The following is a 15,202-nucleotide window of genomic DNA, read 5'->3' on the forward strand; positions in this document are numbered from 1 at the left end:
CACGGAAAGCGGCCGGTCCCCGGCGCCGTGAGGCACCGGGAACCGGCCGCTTTCGTGGAGCGTGCGTGGATCAGACCGCCAGGATGGCCTTCTCCTCGGCGAAGTGGCACGCCGACTCGTGCGCCGCCAGGGTGTTGACGCCCTTGAAGCGCTCCGGGATCGCCAGCAGCGGCTCCTCGGTGGAGCACTTGTCCTGGGCCTTCCAGCAGCGGGTGCGGAAGCGGCAGCCCGACGGCGGGTTGGCCGGGGACGGGACGTCACCGGTGAGGATGATGCGCTCGCGGGACTCGCGGACCTCGGGGTCCGGGACCGGGACCGCAGACAGCAGCGCCTGGGTGTAGGGGTGCGTCGGGTGCTCGTAGATCTCGGCGTCGGTGCCGATCTCGGCCATCTTGCCGAGGTACATGACGCCGACGCGGTCCGAGATGTGCCGGACGATCGAGAGGTCGTGCGCGATGAAGATGTAGGACAGGTTGAACTCGTCCTGCAGCTTCTCCATCAGGTTGATGACCTGCGCCTGCACCGACACGTCGAGCGCGGAGACCGGCTCGTCGCAGATGATGATCTCCGGGTTGAGCGCGAGGCCGCGGGCGATGCCGATGCGCTGGCGCTGACCGCCGGAGAACTGGTGCGGGTAGCGGTTGATGTACTCCGGGTTCAGGCCCACGACGTCCAGGAGCTCCTGGACCTTGCGGCGCCGGTCGCCCTTCGGGGCCACCTCGGGGTGGATCTCGAAGGTCTCCCCGATGATGTCGCCGACCGTCATGCGCGGGTTCAGCGAGGTGTACGGGTCCTGGAACACCATCTGGATGTTGCGGCGCACGGCCTTCAGCGCGCGGCCGGACAGCTTGGTGATGTCCTGGCCCTTGTAGAAGACCTCGCCGGCGGTGGCCCGCTCGAGGTTCATCAGGAGCTTGGCGACCGTGGACTTGCCACAGCCGGACTCACCGACGATGCCGAGGGTCTCGCCCTGGTACAGGTCGAAGGACACACCGTCGACGGCCTTGACCGCACCGACCTGCTTCTTGAACAGGATGCCCTGGGTCAGCGGGAAGTGCTTGACCAGGTTGCGGACCTGGAGGATCGGCTCGCGCTCGGTGGTCGTCTTGCTGAGCTCAGCCATGGATCTGGTCCTTCCAGAAGTGGCACGCGCTGCCGCGGCCGGGCAGTTCGGTGCCGTCCTGCTCGGTGACCGGGTGCAGGACCGGGATCTCCGTACGGCAGATGTCCTGCGCCTTGGGGCACCGGGGGCTGAAGGCACAGCCCGCCGGGATGCGGAGCAGGTTGGGCGGCAGGCCCTTGATCGCGTACAGCTCCTGGCCCTTCTGGTCCAGGCGCGGGATCGAGTCGAGCAGGCCCCGGGTGTACGGGTGCGAGGGGCGCTTGTAGATCTCGTGGACCGGAGCGGTCTCGACGATCCGGCCCGCGTACATGACCGCGATCTTGTCCGCGACGTCGGCGACCACGCCGAGGTCGTGGGTGATCAGGATCAGACCCATGTTCATCTCGCGCTGGAGCTCCGCGAGCAGGTCCATGACCTGGGCCTGGACGGTCACGTCGAGAGCCGTGGTGGGCTCGTCGGCGATGATCAGGTCCGGCTCCAGCGCCAGCGCCATGGCGATCATGATGCGCTGGCGCATACCGCCGGAGAACTGGTGCGGGTAGTCGCCCACGCGCGCCTTGGCGGCGGGGATCTTCACGCGGTCCATGAGCTCGATGGCCTTGGCCTTCGAGTCCTTCTTGGACATGCCGCGGTGGACGCGGAACATCTCGCCGAGCTGGTCGCCCACCGAGTAGACCGGGTTCAGGGAGGACAGCGCGTCCTGGAAGATCATCGCCATCTTGTCGCCGCGGAGCTTGCGGCGCTCCTCGTCGGACATCTTGAGGATGTCCCGGCCGTGGAAGCGCACCTCGCCGCCGGCGACCCGTCCGGGCGGGCTGTCGAGGATGCCCATGATCGCCTGCGCGGTGACGGACTTGCCGGAGCCGGACTCGCCGAGCACGGCGAGGGTCTCGCCGGCGCTGACGCTGTAGCTCACGCCGTTGACGGCCTTGGCGACCCCGTCACGGGTCTTGAACTCGACCTGGAGGTTGTCCACCTCCAGCAGCGGCACGGCGGACCCGCCGCCCGTCTCCGCAACGCTGAGAATCTCCGACGTCGTCACGCCGCCACCTTCGTCCTGCTTGCTGATGTTGTCTCGGAGCATCGGGCGGCCCTACCGCAGCTTCGGGTCGAGCGCGTCGCGCAGGCCGTCGCCGACGAAGGCGAAGCCGAGCACGGTGACGACGACGAAGAGGCTGGGGTACAGCCACAGGTAGTCGTGGACGCCGATGAAGGCCTGACCGGCCGCCAGCATGTTGCCCCACTCCGGGACGTCGACCGGGACACCGGCGCCGAGGAAGGAGAGGGCCGCGACGCCGATGATCGTGGTACCGACGTTGAACGTCGCGTAGACCAGGACGGGGGTCAGCGAGTTGGGCAGGATGTGCGTGCGGACGATCCGGCCGCCGCTGGCGCCGAGCGCCTTGGCCGCGTGGACGTAGTCCATCTCTCGCACCGACAGGATCGAGCTGCGCAGCAGTCGGGAAACGGTCGCCCACGAGAAGACCGCGAGCGAGATGATCACCGGCGTGATACCGCGGCCGGTGACCAGGATGATGACGACGGCACCGATCATCAGCGGGAACGCGAGGAAGACGTCCGCGATGCGCATGACGAGGGTGTCGGCGAAACCGGCGAAGTAGCCGGCGATGGCGCCGAGGGCGACACCGATCAGCACGGCGAAGAAGATCGAGGCGAGGCCGACGAACATGGCCACGCGGGTACCGGCTATGAGGCGCGAGAACATGTCGCGGCCCAGGGCGTCGGTGCCCAGCCAGTGCGTGCCGTTGGGCGACTGGAGGGTGTTCTCCAGGTCCTGCGCGCCGGGGTCGAACGGCGCGAACATGTTGCCGAAGATCGCGGTGATGAACAGCAGGCAGATGATCACGAGACCGACGACGGCCAGCTTGTTCTGGACGAAGCGGTGGCGGATCTCGGCCCACTGGGTGAGCTGCTTGGGGCTTGCTTCAGGGGCGGCCGGGGCGGCCGGCACGGGGCTCTCGTCCCCGATCGCCGGGCTCTTGACGAGCTCAGACATGAGGAAATCCTCCTTGGGGGGCGGTCAGCTGAGGCGGATACGCGGGTCGAGGGCCGCGTACAGCAGGTCCACGATGAGGCTGAGGACGACGAAGATGGCGACGCTGTAGGTCACCACACCGATCACGATCGGGTTGTTCTGCTGCTGGATCGCCTGAACCAGTGCCAGACCGACACCGTCCCAGTTGAAGATCGCCTCGGTGATGAGCGCGCCACCGAGAAGTGCGCCGAACGAGATGCCCAGGTAGGTGACGACCGGGATGGACGAGTTGCGGAGCACGTGCTTGAACAGCACGCGACGGCGCGGAAGTCCCTTGGCCACGGCGGTCTTCACGTAGTCCGCGCGCAGCACCTCGAGCATCGTGCCGCGGGTCAGGCGGGCGACGAACGCGATGTCGGTGATGGCGAGGGTGACCGCGGGCAGGACCATGCCTTCGAGCTTGTCTCCACCGAGCTGCGGGAACCACTGGAGCTCGACCGCGAACCACTTCATGAGCAGCATGCCGATCACGAACGTTGGGAATCCCACCGCCATGGTCGTAAAGAATGTCGTGGCCATGTCCAAGATGCTGTATCTGTACAGGGCGGCGATGATGCCGACGCCCATACCGAACACCGTCACGAGAGCGATGGCCAGCAGGGCCAGCTTCGCGGTGTTCGCCAGCTTGGGGCCGAGGATCTCGGACACCTCGCGGCGCTGGATGAAGTCCTCGCCGAGGTCTCCGGTCGCGACCTTCGACACGTAGTTCACATACTGCTCGGGCAGCGACTTGTCGAGCCCGTACCGCGCCTTGAGCTCCGCGACCACCGCTGGGTCACGAGCCTTGTCGCTGCCTGCGATCGAGCCCACGGGGTCACCGGGGAGAACGAAAAGACAAGCGAACAGAACCATGGTCGCGCCGATGAGGACTATGACCATCTGCCCGAGGCGACGGGCGACGTACCTTCCCATGTTTGTGCCTCTCTACCTGGCCGCTTCTGGGAGCAGCGGCCTCCGGCCCAAGGAACGGGCCGGCTCTCGGCCTGCGGGGATTGCCCGCGGATGTGAGGGGTGCCGAAGTAAAAACGGCCTGCCGAGCGGGGCCGCGGCCCACCGGTCACCCGGGGGCCGCGGCACGTTCGCTCCTGACGGATATACCGTCCGAACCGATTACTTCTTGAGCGAGATCTTCTCGAGGATCGGGTCCTCGTTGAAGTTGATGTCGTCCAGACCGTTGAACTTGTCGGTCGCCATCAGGCGGAACTGGGAACGGTTGAAGGTCGGGATGAGGGCCATGTCCTCCATGGCCATCTTCTCGGCCTGCTTGTACAGCGCGATACGCGCGGCCTCGTCCTTGGTGGCGCGGGCCGTGTCGATCAGCTTGTCGAACTCGGGGTTGTTGTAACGGGCGCGGTTGTCACCGACCACGTTGCCCTCGGCGTCCTTGTTCATCGACTCCGAGTGCAGGAGCGGGAACAGGAAGTTCTCCGGGGTCGGGTAGTCCGCACCCCACGCGAAGCGGTAGAGGCCGGTGGCCTGGGTACCCTGCTGCTCCTTGAGCAGACCCGGGAAGTCCTTGCCGTCCAGCTTGACCTTCAGGCCGAGGACGTCCTCGAGCTGACGCGCGACGGCCTGGACCCACTCTTCGTGGCCCGCACCGGTGTTGAAGGAGAACTTGATCTCCGTGCCCGGCTTCAGGCCGCCCTTCTCGGCGTGCTCCTTGGCCTTGGCGACGTCCTGCTTGACGCAGGAGGTGCACAGGTCCTTCTGGTACGCCTTCGGGAACGCCGGCGGCACGATGGTCGTCGACGGGGTCTGGAAGCCCTGGAAGACACCCTTGGCGATGGCCTGGCGGTCGATCGCGTAGGAGATCGCCAGACGGGCGTCCTTGTTGTTGGTCGGGCCGTTGTCACCGATCGGCAGAACCCAGTTCATGCCGTTGGTGTCCTTGGCGAACCACTTGTTCTGCGGCTTGAACTTCGCCTCGGCCGTCTTCAGCATCGGCGTCGGGATGTGCGCGTAGTCGAAGGTGCCGGCCTGGAAGCCGTCGTACTCGAGCTGGTGCGCGGTCTTGTCGTTGAGGAGGGTGACCTGGACCTTGTCCAGCTTCGCCTTCGTCAGGCCGTAGTCGTCGTTGCGGACGAGGTTGATGGCCTTGTTGTGCTCCCAGCTGCCGTCCATCTTGAACGGGCCGTTGCCGACGGGGGCCTCGCCGAACGCCTTGTCCTCTTCGCCGACCTTGGCGACCTTCGGGACCGGGCTGTAGGCGGTGTGCGCCGTCTTCAGCACGAACTCGCAGTCGGCCTTGGACAGGTCGACCTTGATGGTGTGCGGGTCCGGGGTGGTGACACCGGAGAAGGTCTTGGCCGAGCCGTCCTGCAGCTCCGCGTAACCCTTGATGCCGGCGAAGTGGTACGCCACGTCGGACGCGGCGGCCTTGTGCGCGGAACGCGCCCAACCGCGGGCGAACGCCTCGGCGTCGACGACCTCGCCGTTGGAGAACTTGGTGTCCGCCTTGACCTTGAAGGTCCAGGAGGTGCAACCCTCGTCCGAGCTGGCCGACTCGGCCAGCGCGGGCTCGGCCAGGCCGTCCGGCGTGTTCGAGTACAGGCCGGTGAACAGGGCGTTCGACAGCAGGATGCCCGTGGACTCGTGGGCGCGCCCCGGGTCGATGGTGTCCGGCTCCGTGCTGCCCAGGCGGAACGTACCGCCGCCGGCAGCGTTGCCCTTGTCCTTGCTGTCACCGTCACCGCCGCCACAGGCGGTAGCGGCCAGGGCGACGACAACCGCGCCCACGACCCACTTGGCGCTCTTGGCACCGCGCATGGGTTTCCTCCTCATGAGTCCACTGATCGACTTGAGGGGCATGAAAACCTCGCCGACACCCCTGACGGCGAATGGTTTCCTGCCCATAGTGTGCTCGTGAGTCGGCGCGATCCCCACATCGCGTGACCCATTGACCCGAGCTCAATGGAGCCATCCTCAAGTACCGCCAGGCCGTAAACCACACTTAAGTGGTCTCGTTTTCACAACATCGATCCGCGGCAGAAACCCGAAATCCGGACAAACGGATAGGAGACAGACACGTGCGAAACGGACGGTTAGCTCATCATCCGGAGTGTCACGGTCGGTATGCGGACACCTGAACGCAAAAATCCGCTTGACAAAAGCGAACAGCCCCTCCCCTCACGGACTCCGTGAGGGGAGGGGCTGCTGTTTTCCCGCACCCCGGCGGCCGACTACGGCCGCCGCGGCCGCCGCCCGAGCAAACCCGGGTCGGGCAGCCTGAACGCGGTTACTACTTGGCGGACTTGGCGCGCGACGCGGTGCGCGAGCGCTCCTTCTGGTCCAGGACGACCTTGCGGATGCGGACGGCCTCCGGGGTCACCTCGACGCACTCGTCGTCGCGGCAGAACTCCAGGGACTGCTCCAGGGAGAGCTTGCGCGGCGGGACGATCGCCTCGAACGTGTCGGCCGAGGAGGAGCGCATGTTGGTGAGCTTCTTCTCCTTGGTGATGTTCACGTCCATGTCGTCGGCGCGCGAGTTCTCGCCGACGATCATGCCCTCGTACACCTCGGTGCCGGGGTCGGTGAACAGGACGCCGCGCTCCTGGAGGTTGGTCATCGCGAACGCGGTGACCGCACCGGCGCGGTCGGCGACCAGGGAGCCGTTGTTACGGGTGACCAGCTGGCCGAACCACGGCTCGTGGCCCTCGTGGATCGAGTGGCCGATGCCGGTGCCGCGGGTCTGCGTCAGGAACTCCGTACGGAAGCCGATCAGGCCGCGGGACGGAACGACGAACTCCATGCGGACCCAGCCGGAGCCGTGGTTCGACATGTTGTCCATGCGGCCCTTGCGGACGCCCATGAGCTGCGTGACGGCGCCCATGTGCTCCTCGGGCACGTCGATCGTCATGCGCTCGACCGGCTCGTGCACCTTGCCGTCGACCTCGCGGGTGACGACCTGCGGCTTGCCGATGGTCAGCTCGAAGCCCTCGCGGCGCATCTGCTCGACGAGGATCGCCAGCGCGAGCTCACCGCGGCCCTGGACCTCCCAGGCGTCCGGGCGCTCGGTGTCGAGCACGCGCAGCGAGACGTTACCGATCAGCTCGCGGTCGAGGCGGTCCTTGACCTGGCGGGCGGTGACCTTGCGGTCCTTGACCGCGGACTTGGCGTCCGCGCCCTTGCCGGAGCCGCCGCGGCCGACCATCGGGGAGGTGTTGGTGCCGATGACCATGGAGATGGCCGGCTCGTCCACCGTGATCAGCGGCAGCGCGATCGGGTTCTCCGGGTCGGCCAGGGTCTCGCCGATCATGATCTCGGGGATACCGGCGACGGCGCAGATGTCACCGGGGCCGGCGACCTCGGCCGGCTTGCGGGTGAGCGCCTCGGTCATCATCAGCTCGGTGATGCGGACGTTGGAGATGCTGCCGTCACGCTTGATCCACGCGACCGTCTGGCCCTTGCGCAGCTCGCCCTGCTCGACGCGCAGCAGCGCGATACGGCCGAGGAAGTTGTCGGCGTCGAGGTTGGTGACGTGCGCCTGGAGGGGCGCTTCCTCGTCGTACGTCGGGGCCGGGACGTGCTCCAGGATGGTGGAGAAGAACGGCTCCAGGTTCTCGCTGTCGGCGGGGACGGTGCCGTCCTCCGGCTTGGTCAGCGAGGCGATGCCGTCACGGCCGCAGGCGTAGACGATCGGGAACTCGATCTGGTCCTCGTCGGCGTCCAGGTCCAGGAACAGGTCGTAGGTCTCGTTGACGACCTCGTCGATCCGGGAGTCCGGGCGGTCCGTCTTGTTGATGCAGAGGATGACGGGCATCCGGGCCTGGAGGGCCTTGCGCAGGACGAAGCGGGTCTGGGGCAGCGGACCCTCGGAGGCGTCCACCAGCAGGACGACGGCGTCGACCATCGACAGACCGCGCTCGACCTCGCCACCGAAGTCGGCGTGGCCGGGGGTGTCGATGATGTTGATCGTGATCGGGGCCCCGCCGTCCTTGGGGTGATACTTCACCGCCGTGTTCTTGGCGAGGATCGTGATGCCCTTCTCACGCTCCAGGTCGTTCGAGTCCATCATGCGGTCGTCGAGCTGCTGGTGGGCGGCGAAGGCACCGGCCTGCTTGAGCATGGCGTCGACGATGGTCGTCTTGCCATGGTCGACGTGGGCGACGATGGCGACGTTACGGATGTCGTGGCGCGTGGGCACTTCGGCGCTTCTCCCGGGATCGTGGATGGCGTCGCGTACGGCCTGGCACGCGCGCCTCGACCGGGCGAAAACCTGCCACGGCCTTACCCCATGGTACGTCGAATGGCGGGAACCGCCTGCCGGGGGGTCTGTCAAGAGGCCGGAGGAATGAGTGCGGCCGAGCGCGAGGTGGGGTGCTCGGACCGCCGTTCCTGCGGGAAATCATGCGGGTCAACGGGTATGCACGACCTTGCCCGCCGGGGTTCCGGCGGGCAAGGGACTTGAGTCACATCTGAGCTTGTGACCCGTGGGTCAACCTGACAGGCACCGCTTTGTCACCACATCTTCGCCGCGGCTACTTCTTCTTCTTTTCCTTGGCGGTCGCCGCCTTCTTCCAGCCGATGTCCTGGTAGCGGGGGGCTCCGAGCCCGAAGGCGCCGGCGTTGACCAGGCCGGGCTTGACGGCCACCAGCTCCGGGCGCTGGAAGAGCGGGATCGAACCGGCCGCGGCCCAGATCCGGGCGTCGGCCTTGCGCACCAGCTCGCGGGACTGCGCCTCGTCCAGCTCCCCGAGGGCCTGGTCGAAGAGCTGGTCGATGTGGTCGGTGCCGACCCGCGTGTAGTTCTGTTCGACGAGGAGCGAGCCGTCCGCCGCCGGCTCCGGCTTGGCGAAGATCGGCCGGGCGTCGGTGGCGGGGAAGGCCGTCGCCGGCCAGGAGTACAGCGCCAGGTCGTACTGGCCCGAGGCGATGTGGTCCTTGAAGAAGCTGTCGTCGGCCACCTTGGTCGTCTCGGTGTTCACCCCGAGCTTGCGGAGCATCTGGGAGATCCGCTCACCGACGGTGCGCAGGGACTCCGAGCCGGGTCCGGCCGGGAGGACGAAGCGCAGGGTGAGCGCCTTGCCGTCCTTGGCGAGCATGTTGCCGGAGGTACGGCCGGCCTGCTTGGCCGGGGCCGGGGCCGGGGAGCCCTTGGCGGGGTCGGCCGCGTCGCCGTCCCGGGCCGCGCTGCGCTTGGCGTCGTCGACGGGGCGGGCCATGGCCGCCTGGGCCAGGAGGGAGGCCTGCTGCTGGGCCCCGAAGGGAGCGGGTGCCAGCACCGGGGAGACGCGGTCCCGCTCGCCGTCCCCCGGGGAGGCGGCGGTGTCGGCGCCGGGTGCCTTGCCGTCGGCCCCGGCGGCCGTGCCGTCCGGCGTGCCCGCGCCGTCGCCGTTGGCCCCGTCGTCCTGGCCCACGATGTAGAGGCCGTCGTTCCCGGTGCCCGGGCCCGCGGGGGTCTTGCCGTCGTCCTGCGGCGCGCTCTCCGGGCCGGCCTTGGCGGCGGCCGGCTCGGTGAGCTTGCCGCCGCGGCGCCAGCCGGCGTCGGCGAGGAGGGCCTGGGCCGCCTTGGCGTCCTGGCCGCCGAGGGCGTCGCTGTTGTCGGCGTACGCCTGCTGCCCGGCCAGGGCCACGTGGCTGCCGACCGGCTTCGCCGGCAGGCCCAGCGGCTTGAGCACGAGTTCGGCCAGCGCCTGGCGGTCCAGGGCGCGGGCGACCGCCCGGCGCACCCGCTCGTCCGCGAGCGGGCCGGACGCCCCGTTCATCGCGAGCTGCGTGTACGCGGGCTCCAGGGACTTGCGGACCCTGAAGCCCCGCAGGGCCTTCTGCTCGTCGGCGTACCGCTTCACCGACTCGGTGTGCTTGGTGCGCGACTCCTTCTCCTGCGCCGCCTTCTCCTCGTCCGCACCGAAGGCGGTCGCCCACGACAGCGTGGCCTGCGCCGGGGTCATCGCGGCGCCCGGGCCGTGCGCCGGGGCCCCGCCCGCACCCGCGCCGCCCTTGCCGGAGGCCTCCCGGCGGGCCAGCGCGATGCGGTCGGCCCCCGAGCGGTCGATCTCCGCCAGGTCGAGCTTCCCGGCGGCCAGCGCCGCCGGTCGCTCGGCGCGGGGCACCGCCGTCAGGACCAGCGTGTCCAGCTTGGCCTGCCGGCCCCACCAGCGCGGGTTGCGCGTCAGGGCTGCGGTGCCGGTCTTCTTGTCGATCGCCCCGAGGGCGAAGGGCCCCGCCGTGACCTTCAGAGTGCCGCGGGCGCCCTCGTTGAAGGCGTCCGGGGTCCCGGTGACCTGCTTGGGGTAGAGCGGGGAGAACAGCGAGCGCCAGTCCACGTACGGCTTGCTGAAGGTGACCCTGACCTCCAGGTCCGTCTTGCCCTTCTCGATCTTCTCGATGCGCTCGTAGCCGGCGTTGCGCGCCGTCCAGTACGCCGAGTCCTTGCCGTTCAGGGCCCGCCACTGGGCCACGAAGTCGGGGGCGCCGATCTCCCGCCCGTCGCTCCACACGGCCTGCTGGTTCAGCTTGTACAGGACGACCTGCTTGGGCTCCCGCTCGATGACCTCGGCCTTCTCCAGGTAGTCGGGATTGGCCACCGGCCGTCCCTTGGCGTCCAGCACGAACAGGTGCGGCAGCACGGCTCCCGCGATCCTGCTGGTGGCGGCGTCCGCGTCGGCCTGGAAGGCGTTGAGGGTGTCCGGAAGGGCGTCCACCGCCCACCGCAGCACGCCCCCGTCCGCGACCTTGTCGCGGGTGGTCGTGGCGATGTCCTGCCCTGCGGCGGCCGGGCCGCCCTCGTCGTCACCCGCGCCGCAGCCCGTGAGCAGCGGCAGTGCGAGGACTCCCGAGGTCAGGAGCGCCAAGGACCTGCGCCTTCTCTGGGACATGGGTGGTACCTCCGGGGCGGGGCTTGGGGGAAGCATGATCACGTTCGGCGGTATATGGAGCTGATCACACCGGCTGCCGGAATCCACTGAAATCGACGGCGCTCCGCACCCTTCGCAGCCGCCTCTCGCCACGCCGCGAACCCCACCCGTGCGGACCAATCCCGCTTGCGCGGCGAGAGCGCGTTCCCCCGGGAGAGGGATGAGAATGGGGGGCAGGGAGGGGCGCACAGTTCGCGCCTGCGCGCCCGCAATCGCTGCACGTCCCTTCACAACCGGGGACGTGAAGCGCGACACTCGCAGGCGCACATGAGCGTTGCCACCGCACCCTGGCGGAAATGAGGGCAAATCATGTCCCTGCAAGACGACCTGACCGCTGTACGACGCAACCTCGACGAGCTGACGCGCAAGGTCGAGCGGCTGGAGCAGCAGGCCGCGGCCACGCGCGGGAAGCCCGCGTCGGCGGCGCCGGACCCGTCCCGAATGGTGACGGTCCCGGACACCCCCTACGACAGCGCGCTCTGGACGGACTCCGACGACGAGGGCCTCGGCGCCCGCGATCGCCGCGCGCCCTGACGCCGCCCCTGCGCGATCCGCACACCGTCCGCCCCGCACCCCCGTACCGGCCCGGCCGCCCCGCGACCGGCCCGGTGCGGGAGCGTCCCCTCATCACTCCTACCGGAGTCCTCTTTGGCCACAGGCACGGAACGACCCCAGCAGCGGCCCGGCGGCGTCCACGACGCCTCGCGGGCCGCGATCGCGGCCCGGCACCTGCGGACCGACCGGTGGTGGCTGGCCCCCGCGGGCACCGCCGCCGGGCTGCTCGCCTTCATCGTCTACTCGACCTGGCGGGCCTTCGCGAACGCCGACTACTACGCGGCCCCCTACGTCTCCCCGTTCTACTCCCCGTGCCTGGCGGAGAACTGCGAGGAGATGCGCGGCGGCCCCAACTGGGACCTCTTCGGCAGCTGGTGGGGCCTGTCCCCCGCGCTGCTGATCCTGGTCTTCCCGCTCGGCTTCCGGCTGACCTGCTACTACTACCGCAAGGCCTACTACCGGGGCTTCTGGGCCTCACCGCCCGCCTGCGCCGTCGCCGAGCCGCACGCGAAGTACACCGGCGAGACCCGCTTCCCGCTGATCCTCCAGAACGCCCACCGGTACTTCTTCTACGCGGCGATCCCGGTGGCGGGCATCCTCACGTACGACACCGTGCTGACCTTCCGCGACGAGCACTACGACTGGGGCCACATGGGCCTCGGAACCCTGCTGTTCCTGGTCAACATCGCGCTGATCTGGGCCTACACGCTGTCCTGCCACTCCTGCCGCCACATCATGGGCGGCCGGCTCAAGCACTTCTCGAAGCACCCGGTGCGCTACCGCCTCTGGGGCTGGATCAGCCGGCTCAACTCCCGCCACATGCAACTGGCCTGGGCCTCCCTGATCAGCGTGGCCCTGTGCGACTTCTACGTGTACCTGCTGGCCAGCGGCGCCTTCACCGACCCGAGGATCTTCTGAGATGGCTCAAGTGGAACGGCAGCAGTGGGACGTGGTCGTGGTCGGCGCGGGTGGCGCGGGGCTGCGGGCCGCGATCGAGGCCCGCGAGCGGGGCGCCCGTACCGCCGTGATCTGCAAGTCCCTGTTCGGCAAGGCCCATACGGTGATGGCGGAGGGCGGGATCGCCGCCTCCATGGGCAACGTCAACGAGGGCGACAACTGGCAGGTGCACTTCCGCGACACCATGCGCGGAGGGAAGTTCCTCAATCAGTGGCGGATGGCGGAGCTCCACGCCAAGGAGGCCCCGGACCGGGTCTGGGAGTTGGAGACCTGGGGCGCGCTCTTCGACCGCACGCCCGACGGGAAGATCTCCCAGCGCAACTTCGGCGGACACGAGTACCCCCGCCTCGCGCACGTCGGCGACCGCACCGGCCTGGAGCTGATCCGCACCCTCCAGCAGAAGATCGTCGCCCTCCAGCAGGAGGACTTCAAGGAGTGCGGGGACTACGAGGCCCGGCTCAAGGTCTTCCAGGAGTGCACCGTCACGAGGGTGCTGAAGGAGGGGCGGAGGGTCTCGGGGGCCTTCTGCTACGAGCGCGAGTCCGGCCGCTTCTTCGTGCTGGAGGCGCCGGCCGTGGTCCTGGCCACGGGCGGCATCGGCAAGTCCTTCAAGACCACCTCCAACTCCTGGGAGTACACCGGCGACGGCCACGCGCTGGCCCTCCTCGCGGGTGCCCCCCTGCTCAACATGGAGTTCGTGCAGTTCCACCCGACCGGCATGGTCTGGCCGCCGTCGGTGAAGGGGATCCTCGTCACCGAGTCCGTGCGCGGCGACGGCGGGGTGCTGCGCAACTCCGAGGGCAAGCGGTTCATGTTCGACTACGTCCCCGACGTCTTCAAGGAGAAGTACGCGGAGTCGGAGGAGGAGGGCGACCGCTGGTACGAGGACCCGGACCACAACCGGCGCCCGCCCGAGCTGCTGCCCCGCGACGAGGTGGCGCGGGCGATCAACTCCGAGGTGAAGGCCGGTCGTGGCTCCCCGCACGGCGGGGTCTTCCTCGACGTGTCCACGCGGATGCCGGCCGAGAGGATCAGGCGGCGGCTGCCGTCCATGTACCACCAGTTCAAGGAGCTGGCGGACGTGGACATCACGGCGGAGCCGATGGAGGTCGGCCCGACCTGCCACTACGTGATGGGCGGCATCGCCGTCGACTCCGAGACCGCGGCCACCGTCGGGGTGCCGGGGCTGTTCGCGGCCGGTGAGGTCGCGGGCGGGATGCACGGCTCGAACCGGCTCGGCGGGAACTCCCTGTCCGACCTGCTGGTCTTCGGGCGGCGGGCCGGGCTGCACGCCGCCGAGTACGCCGCCTCGCCTTCCGGGCGCCCGGCCGTCTCCCAGGCCGAGATCGACGCGGCGGCCGTGGAGGCGCTGGCTCCGTTCCACGCCGCCGAGGGCGCGGAGAACCCGTACACCCTCCACCAGGAACTCCAGACGACCATGAACGACCTCGTCGGCATCATCCGCCGGGAGGGCGAGATGGCCGAGGCCCTGGAGCGGCTCGCGACCCTGCGCGTACGGGCCTCCCGGGCCGGCGTCGAGGGCCACCGGCAGTTCAACCCGGGCTGGCACCTCGCCCTGGACCTGCGGAACATGCTGCTGGTCAGCGAATGCGTGGCCCGCGCTGCCCTGGAGCGCACCGAGAGCCGGGGCGGGCACACCCGCGAGGACTGCCCGGCGATGGAGCGGACCTGGCGCCCGGTGAACCTGCTGTGCCGGCCGGTGGCCCCCGTACCGGCGGACCCGGCGGCCGACCGGATCGAACTGGTCCGGACCCGCACCGACCCCATCCGCCCCGACCTGCTCGCACTGTTCGACAAGGAAGAGCTGGTCAAGTACCTCGCCGAAGAGGAGCTGTACGAATGAGCACGTACGACGCGAGCTTCCGGATCTGGCGGGGCGACGCGGAGGGCGGGGACCTGCGGGACTTCACGGTCGAGGTGCACGACGGTGAAGTGGTCCTCGACATCGTCCACCGGCTCCAGGCCACCCAGGCGGCCGACCTGGCGGTGCGCTGGAACTGCAAGGCGGGCAAGTGCGGCTCGTGCAGCGCGGAGGTCAACGGCCGGCCGCGGCTGATGTGCATGACGCGCATGTCCACCTTCGAGCGGACCGAGACGATCACGATCACGCCGCTGCGTGCCTTCCCCGTGGTCCGGGACCTGGTCACGGACGTGTCCTTCAACTATCGCAAGGCGCGGGAGGTCCCCGCCTTCGTGCCGCCGGAGGGGGTGGCCCCGGGCGCGTACCGGATGCAGCAGATCGACGTGGAGCGCTCGCAGGAGTTCCGCAAGTGCATCGAGTGCTTCCTGTGCCAGGACACCTGCCACGTGGTGCGTGACCACGAGGAGAACAAGCCCGCCTTCGCCGGTCCGCGCTTCCTGATGCGGGTGGCGGAGCTGGACATGCACCCCCTGGACGCGGCCTCGGACGCGGGCCTCGACCGCAAGCGGACCGCGCAGGAGGAGCACGGGCTCGGCTACTGCAACATCACCAAGTGCTGTACGGAGGTCTGTCCCGAGGGCATCAAGATCACCGACAACGCGCTGATCCCGCTGAAGGAGCGGGCGGTGGACCGCAAGTACGACCCGTTGGTCTGGCTCGGCAGCAAGATCGGGCGCCGGAAGGGCTGACGGACGGGAGGCGGGGCCGGGGTG

Annotated in this window: 11 protein-coding genes; 4 read left to right on the forward strand and 7 right to left on the reverse strand. The window is 69.0% G+C overall.

Annotated elements, in window-relative coordinates; genetic code table 11:
• Nucleotides 1–70: 70 nt before the first annotated feature.
• The 7 genes from OHA91_RS14015 to OHA91_RS14045 form a co-directional block, all read right to left on the reverse strand.
• A complete protein-coding gene (locus OHA91_RS14015; RefSeq protein ID WP_031151400.1) occupies nt 71–1,123 on the reverse strand; it encodes an ABC transporter ATP-binding protein in 1,053 nt (350 codons plus the stop codon).
• Complete coding sequence (locus OHA91_RS14020) at nt 1,116–2,207, reverse strand: ABC transporter ATP-binding protein (protein WP_078959323.1); 1,092 nt, start codon at nt 2,205–2,207, stop codon at nt 1,116–1,118. Before OHA91_RS14020 ends, OHA91_RS14015 begins: the two co-directional genes overlap by 8 nt.
• Nucleotides 2,208–2,216: 9 nt before the next feature.
• Nucleotides 2,217–3,140: an ABC transporter permease gene (locus OHA91_RS14025; RefSeq protein ID WP_031151395.1), complete on the reverse strand. Its 924-nt coding sequence runs from the start codon at nt 3,138–3,140 to the stop codon at nt 2,217–2,219.
• Nucleotides 3,141–3,164: 24 nt separating this feature from the next.
• The gene (locus tag OHA91_RS14030) at nt 3,165–4,058 is read right to left on the reverse strand and encodes an ABC transporter permease (RefSeq protein ID WP_234331132.1); all 894 of its coding nucleotides are present in this window, start codon (nt 4,056–4,058) and stop codon (nt 3,165–3,167) included.
• A 231-nt stretch (nt 4,059–4,289) separates the two neighbouring features.
• Complete coding sequence (locus tag OHA91_RS14035) at nt 4,290–5,945, reverse strand: peptide ABC transporter substrate-binding protein (protein ID WP_245240116.1); 1,656 nt, start codon at nt 5,943–5,945, stop codon at nt 4,290–4,292.
• 472 nt (nt 5,946–6,417) lie between these two features.
• Complete coding sequence (gene typA / locus OHA91_RS14040) at nt 6,418–8,322, reverse strand: translational GTPase TypA (protein ID WP_328739297.1); 1,905 nt, start codon at nt 8,320–8,322, stop codon at nt 6,418–6,420.
• Between the two features lie 334 nt (nt 8,323–8,656).
• Nucleotides 8,657–10,996 carry an ABC transporter family substrate-binding protein gene (locus OHA91_RS14045; protein ID WP_328739298.1) on the reverse strand — a complete coding sequence of 780 codons (2,340 nt, stop codon included), beginning with the start codon at nt 10,994–10,996 and terminating at the stop codon, nt 8,657–8,659.
• Between the two features lie 348 nt (nt 10,997–11,344).
• On the opposite strand from OHA91_RS14045, the gene OHA91_RS14050 reads away from it, so the two are divergent.
• The 4 genes from OHA91_RS14050 (at nt 11,345) to OHA91_RS14065 (ending at nt 15,178) form a co-directional block, all read left to right on the forward strand.
• Nucleotides 11,345–11,569, forward strand: coding sequence for a hypothetical protein (locus OHA91_RS14050; RefSeq protein ID WP_031151385.1), 225 nt, complete (start codon nt 11,345–11,347; stop codon nt 11,567–11,569).
• A gap of 114 nt (nt 11,570–11,683) precedes the next feature.
• Entirely contained in the window at nt 11,684–12,508 is an 825-nt protein-coding gene (locus tag OHA91_RS14055) for a hypothetical protein (RefSeq protein ID WP_031151383.1), read from the forward strand.
• 1 nt (nt 12,509) lies between these two features.
• Nucleotides 12,510–14,411: a fumarate reductase/succinate dehydrogenase flavoprotein subunit gene (locus OHA91_RS14060; protein WP_031151381.1), complete on the forward strand. Its 1,902-nt coding sequence runs from the start codon at nt 12,510–12,512 to the stop codon at nt 14,409–14,411.
• Nucleotides 14,408–15,178 (forward strand): succinate dehydrogenase/fumarate reductase iron-sulfur subunit, encoded by a 771-nt coding sequence (locus tag OHA91_RS14065; RefSeq protein ID WP_031151378.1) that lies wholly within the window; start codon nt 14,408–14,410, stop codon nt 15,176–15,178. Before OHA91_RS14060 ends, OHA91_RS14065 begins: the two co-directional genes overlap by 4 nt.
• Nucleotides 15,179–15,202 lie beyond the last annotated feature (24 nt).

This window comes from Streptomyces erythrochromogenes (assembly GCF_036170895.1).
Lineage (GTDB): Bacteria > Actinomycetota > Actinomycetes > Streptomycetales > Streptomycetaceae > Streptomyces > Streptomyces erythrochromogenes.

Excerpts from the sequence above, each read along its gene's own strand:
- OHA91_RS14015 (WP_031151400.1), bottom strand. The coding sequence starts at position 1,123 with ATGGCTGAGCTCAGCAAGACGACCACCGAGCGCGAGCCGATCCTCCAG.
- OHA91_RS14020 (WP_078959323.1), bottom strand. The coding sequence starts at position 2,207 with ATGCTCCGAGACAACATCAGCAAGCAGGACGAAGGTGGCGGCGTGACG.
- OHA91_RS14025 (WP_031151395.1), bottom strand. The coding sequence starts at position 3,140 with ATGTCTGAGCTCGTCAAGAGCCCGGCGATCGGGGACGAGAGCCCCGTG.
- OHA91_RS14030 (WP_234331132.1), bottom strand. The coding sequence starts at position 4,058 with ATGGTCATAGTCCTCATCGGCGCGACCATGGTTCTGTTCGCTTGTCTT.
- OHA91_RS14035 (WP_245240116.1), bottom strand. The coding sequence starts at position 5,945 with ATGCGCGGTGCCAAGAGCGCCAAGTGGGTCGTGGGCGCGGTTGTCGTC.
- OHA91_RS14045 (WP_328739298.1), bottom strand. The coding sequence starts at position 10,996 with ATGTCCCAGAGAAGGCGCAGGTCCTTGGCGCTCCTGACCTCGGGAGTC.
- OHA91_RS14050 (WP_031151385.1), top strand. The coding sequence starts at position 11,345 with ATGTCCCTGCAAGACGACCTGACCGCTGTACGACGCAACCTCGACGAG.
- OHA91_RS14060 (WP_031151381.1), top strand. The coding sequence starts at position 12,510 with ATGGCTCAAGTGGAACGGCAGCAGTGGGACGTGGTCGTGGTCGGCGCG.
- OHA91_RS14065 (WP_031151378.1), top strand. The coding sequence starts at position 14,408 with ATGAGCACGTACGACGCGAGCTTCCGGATCTGGCGGGGCGACGCGGAG.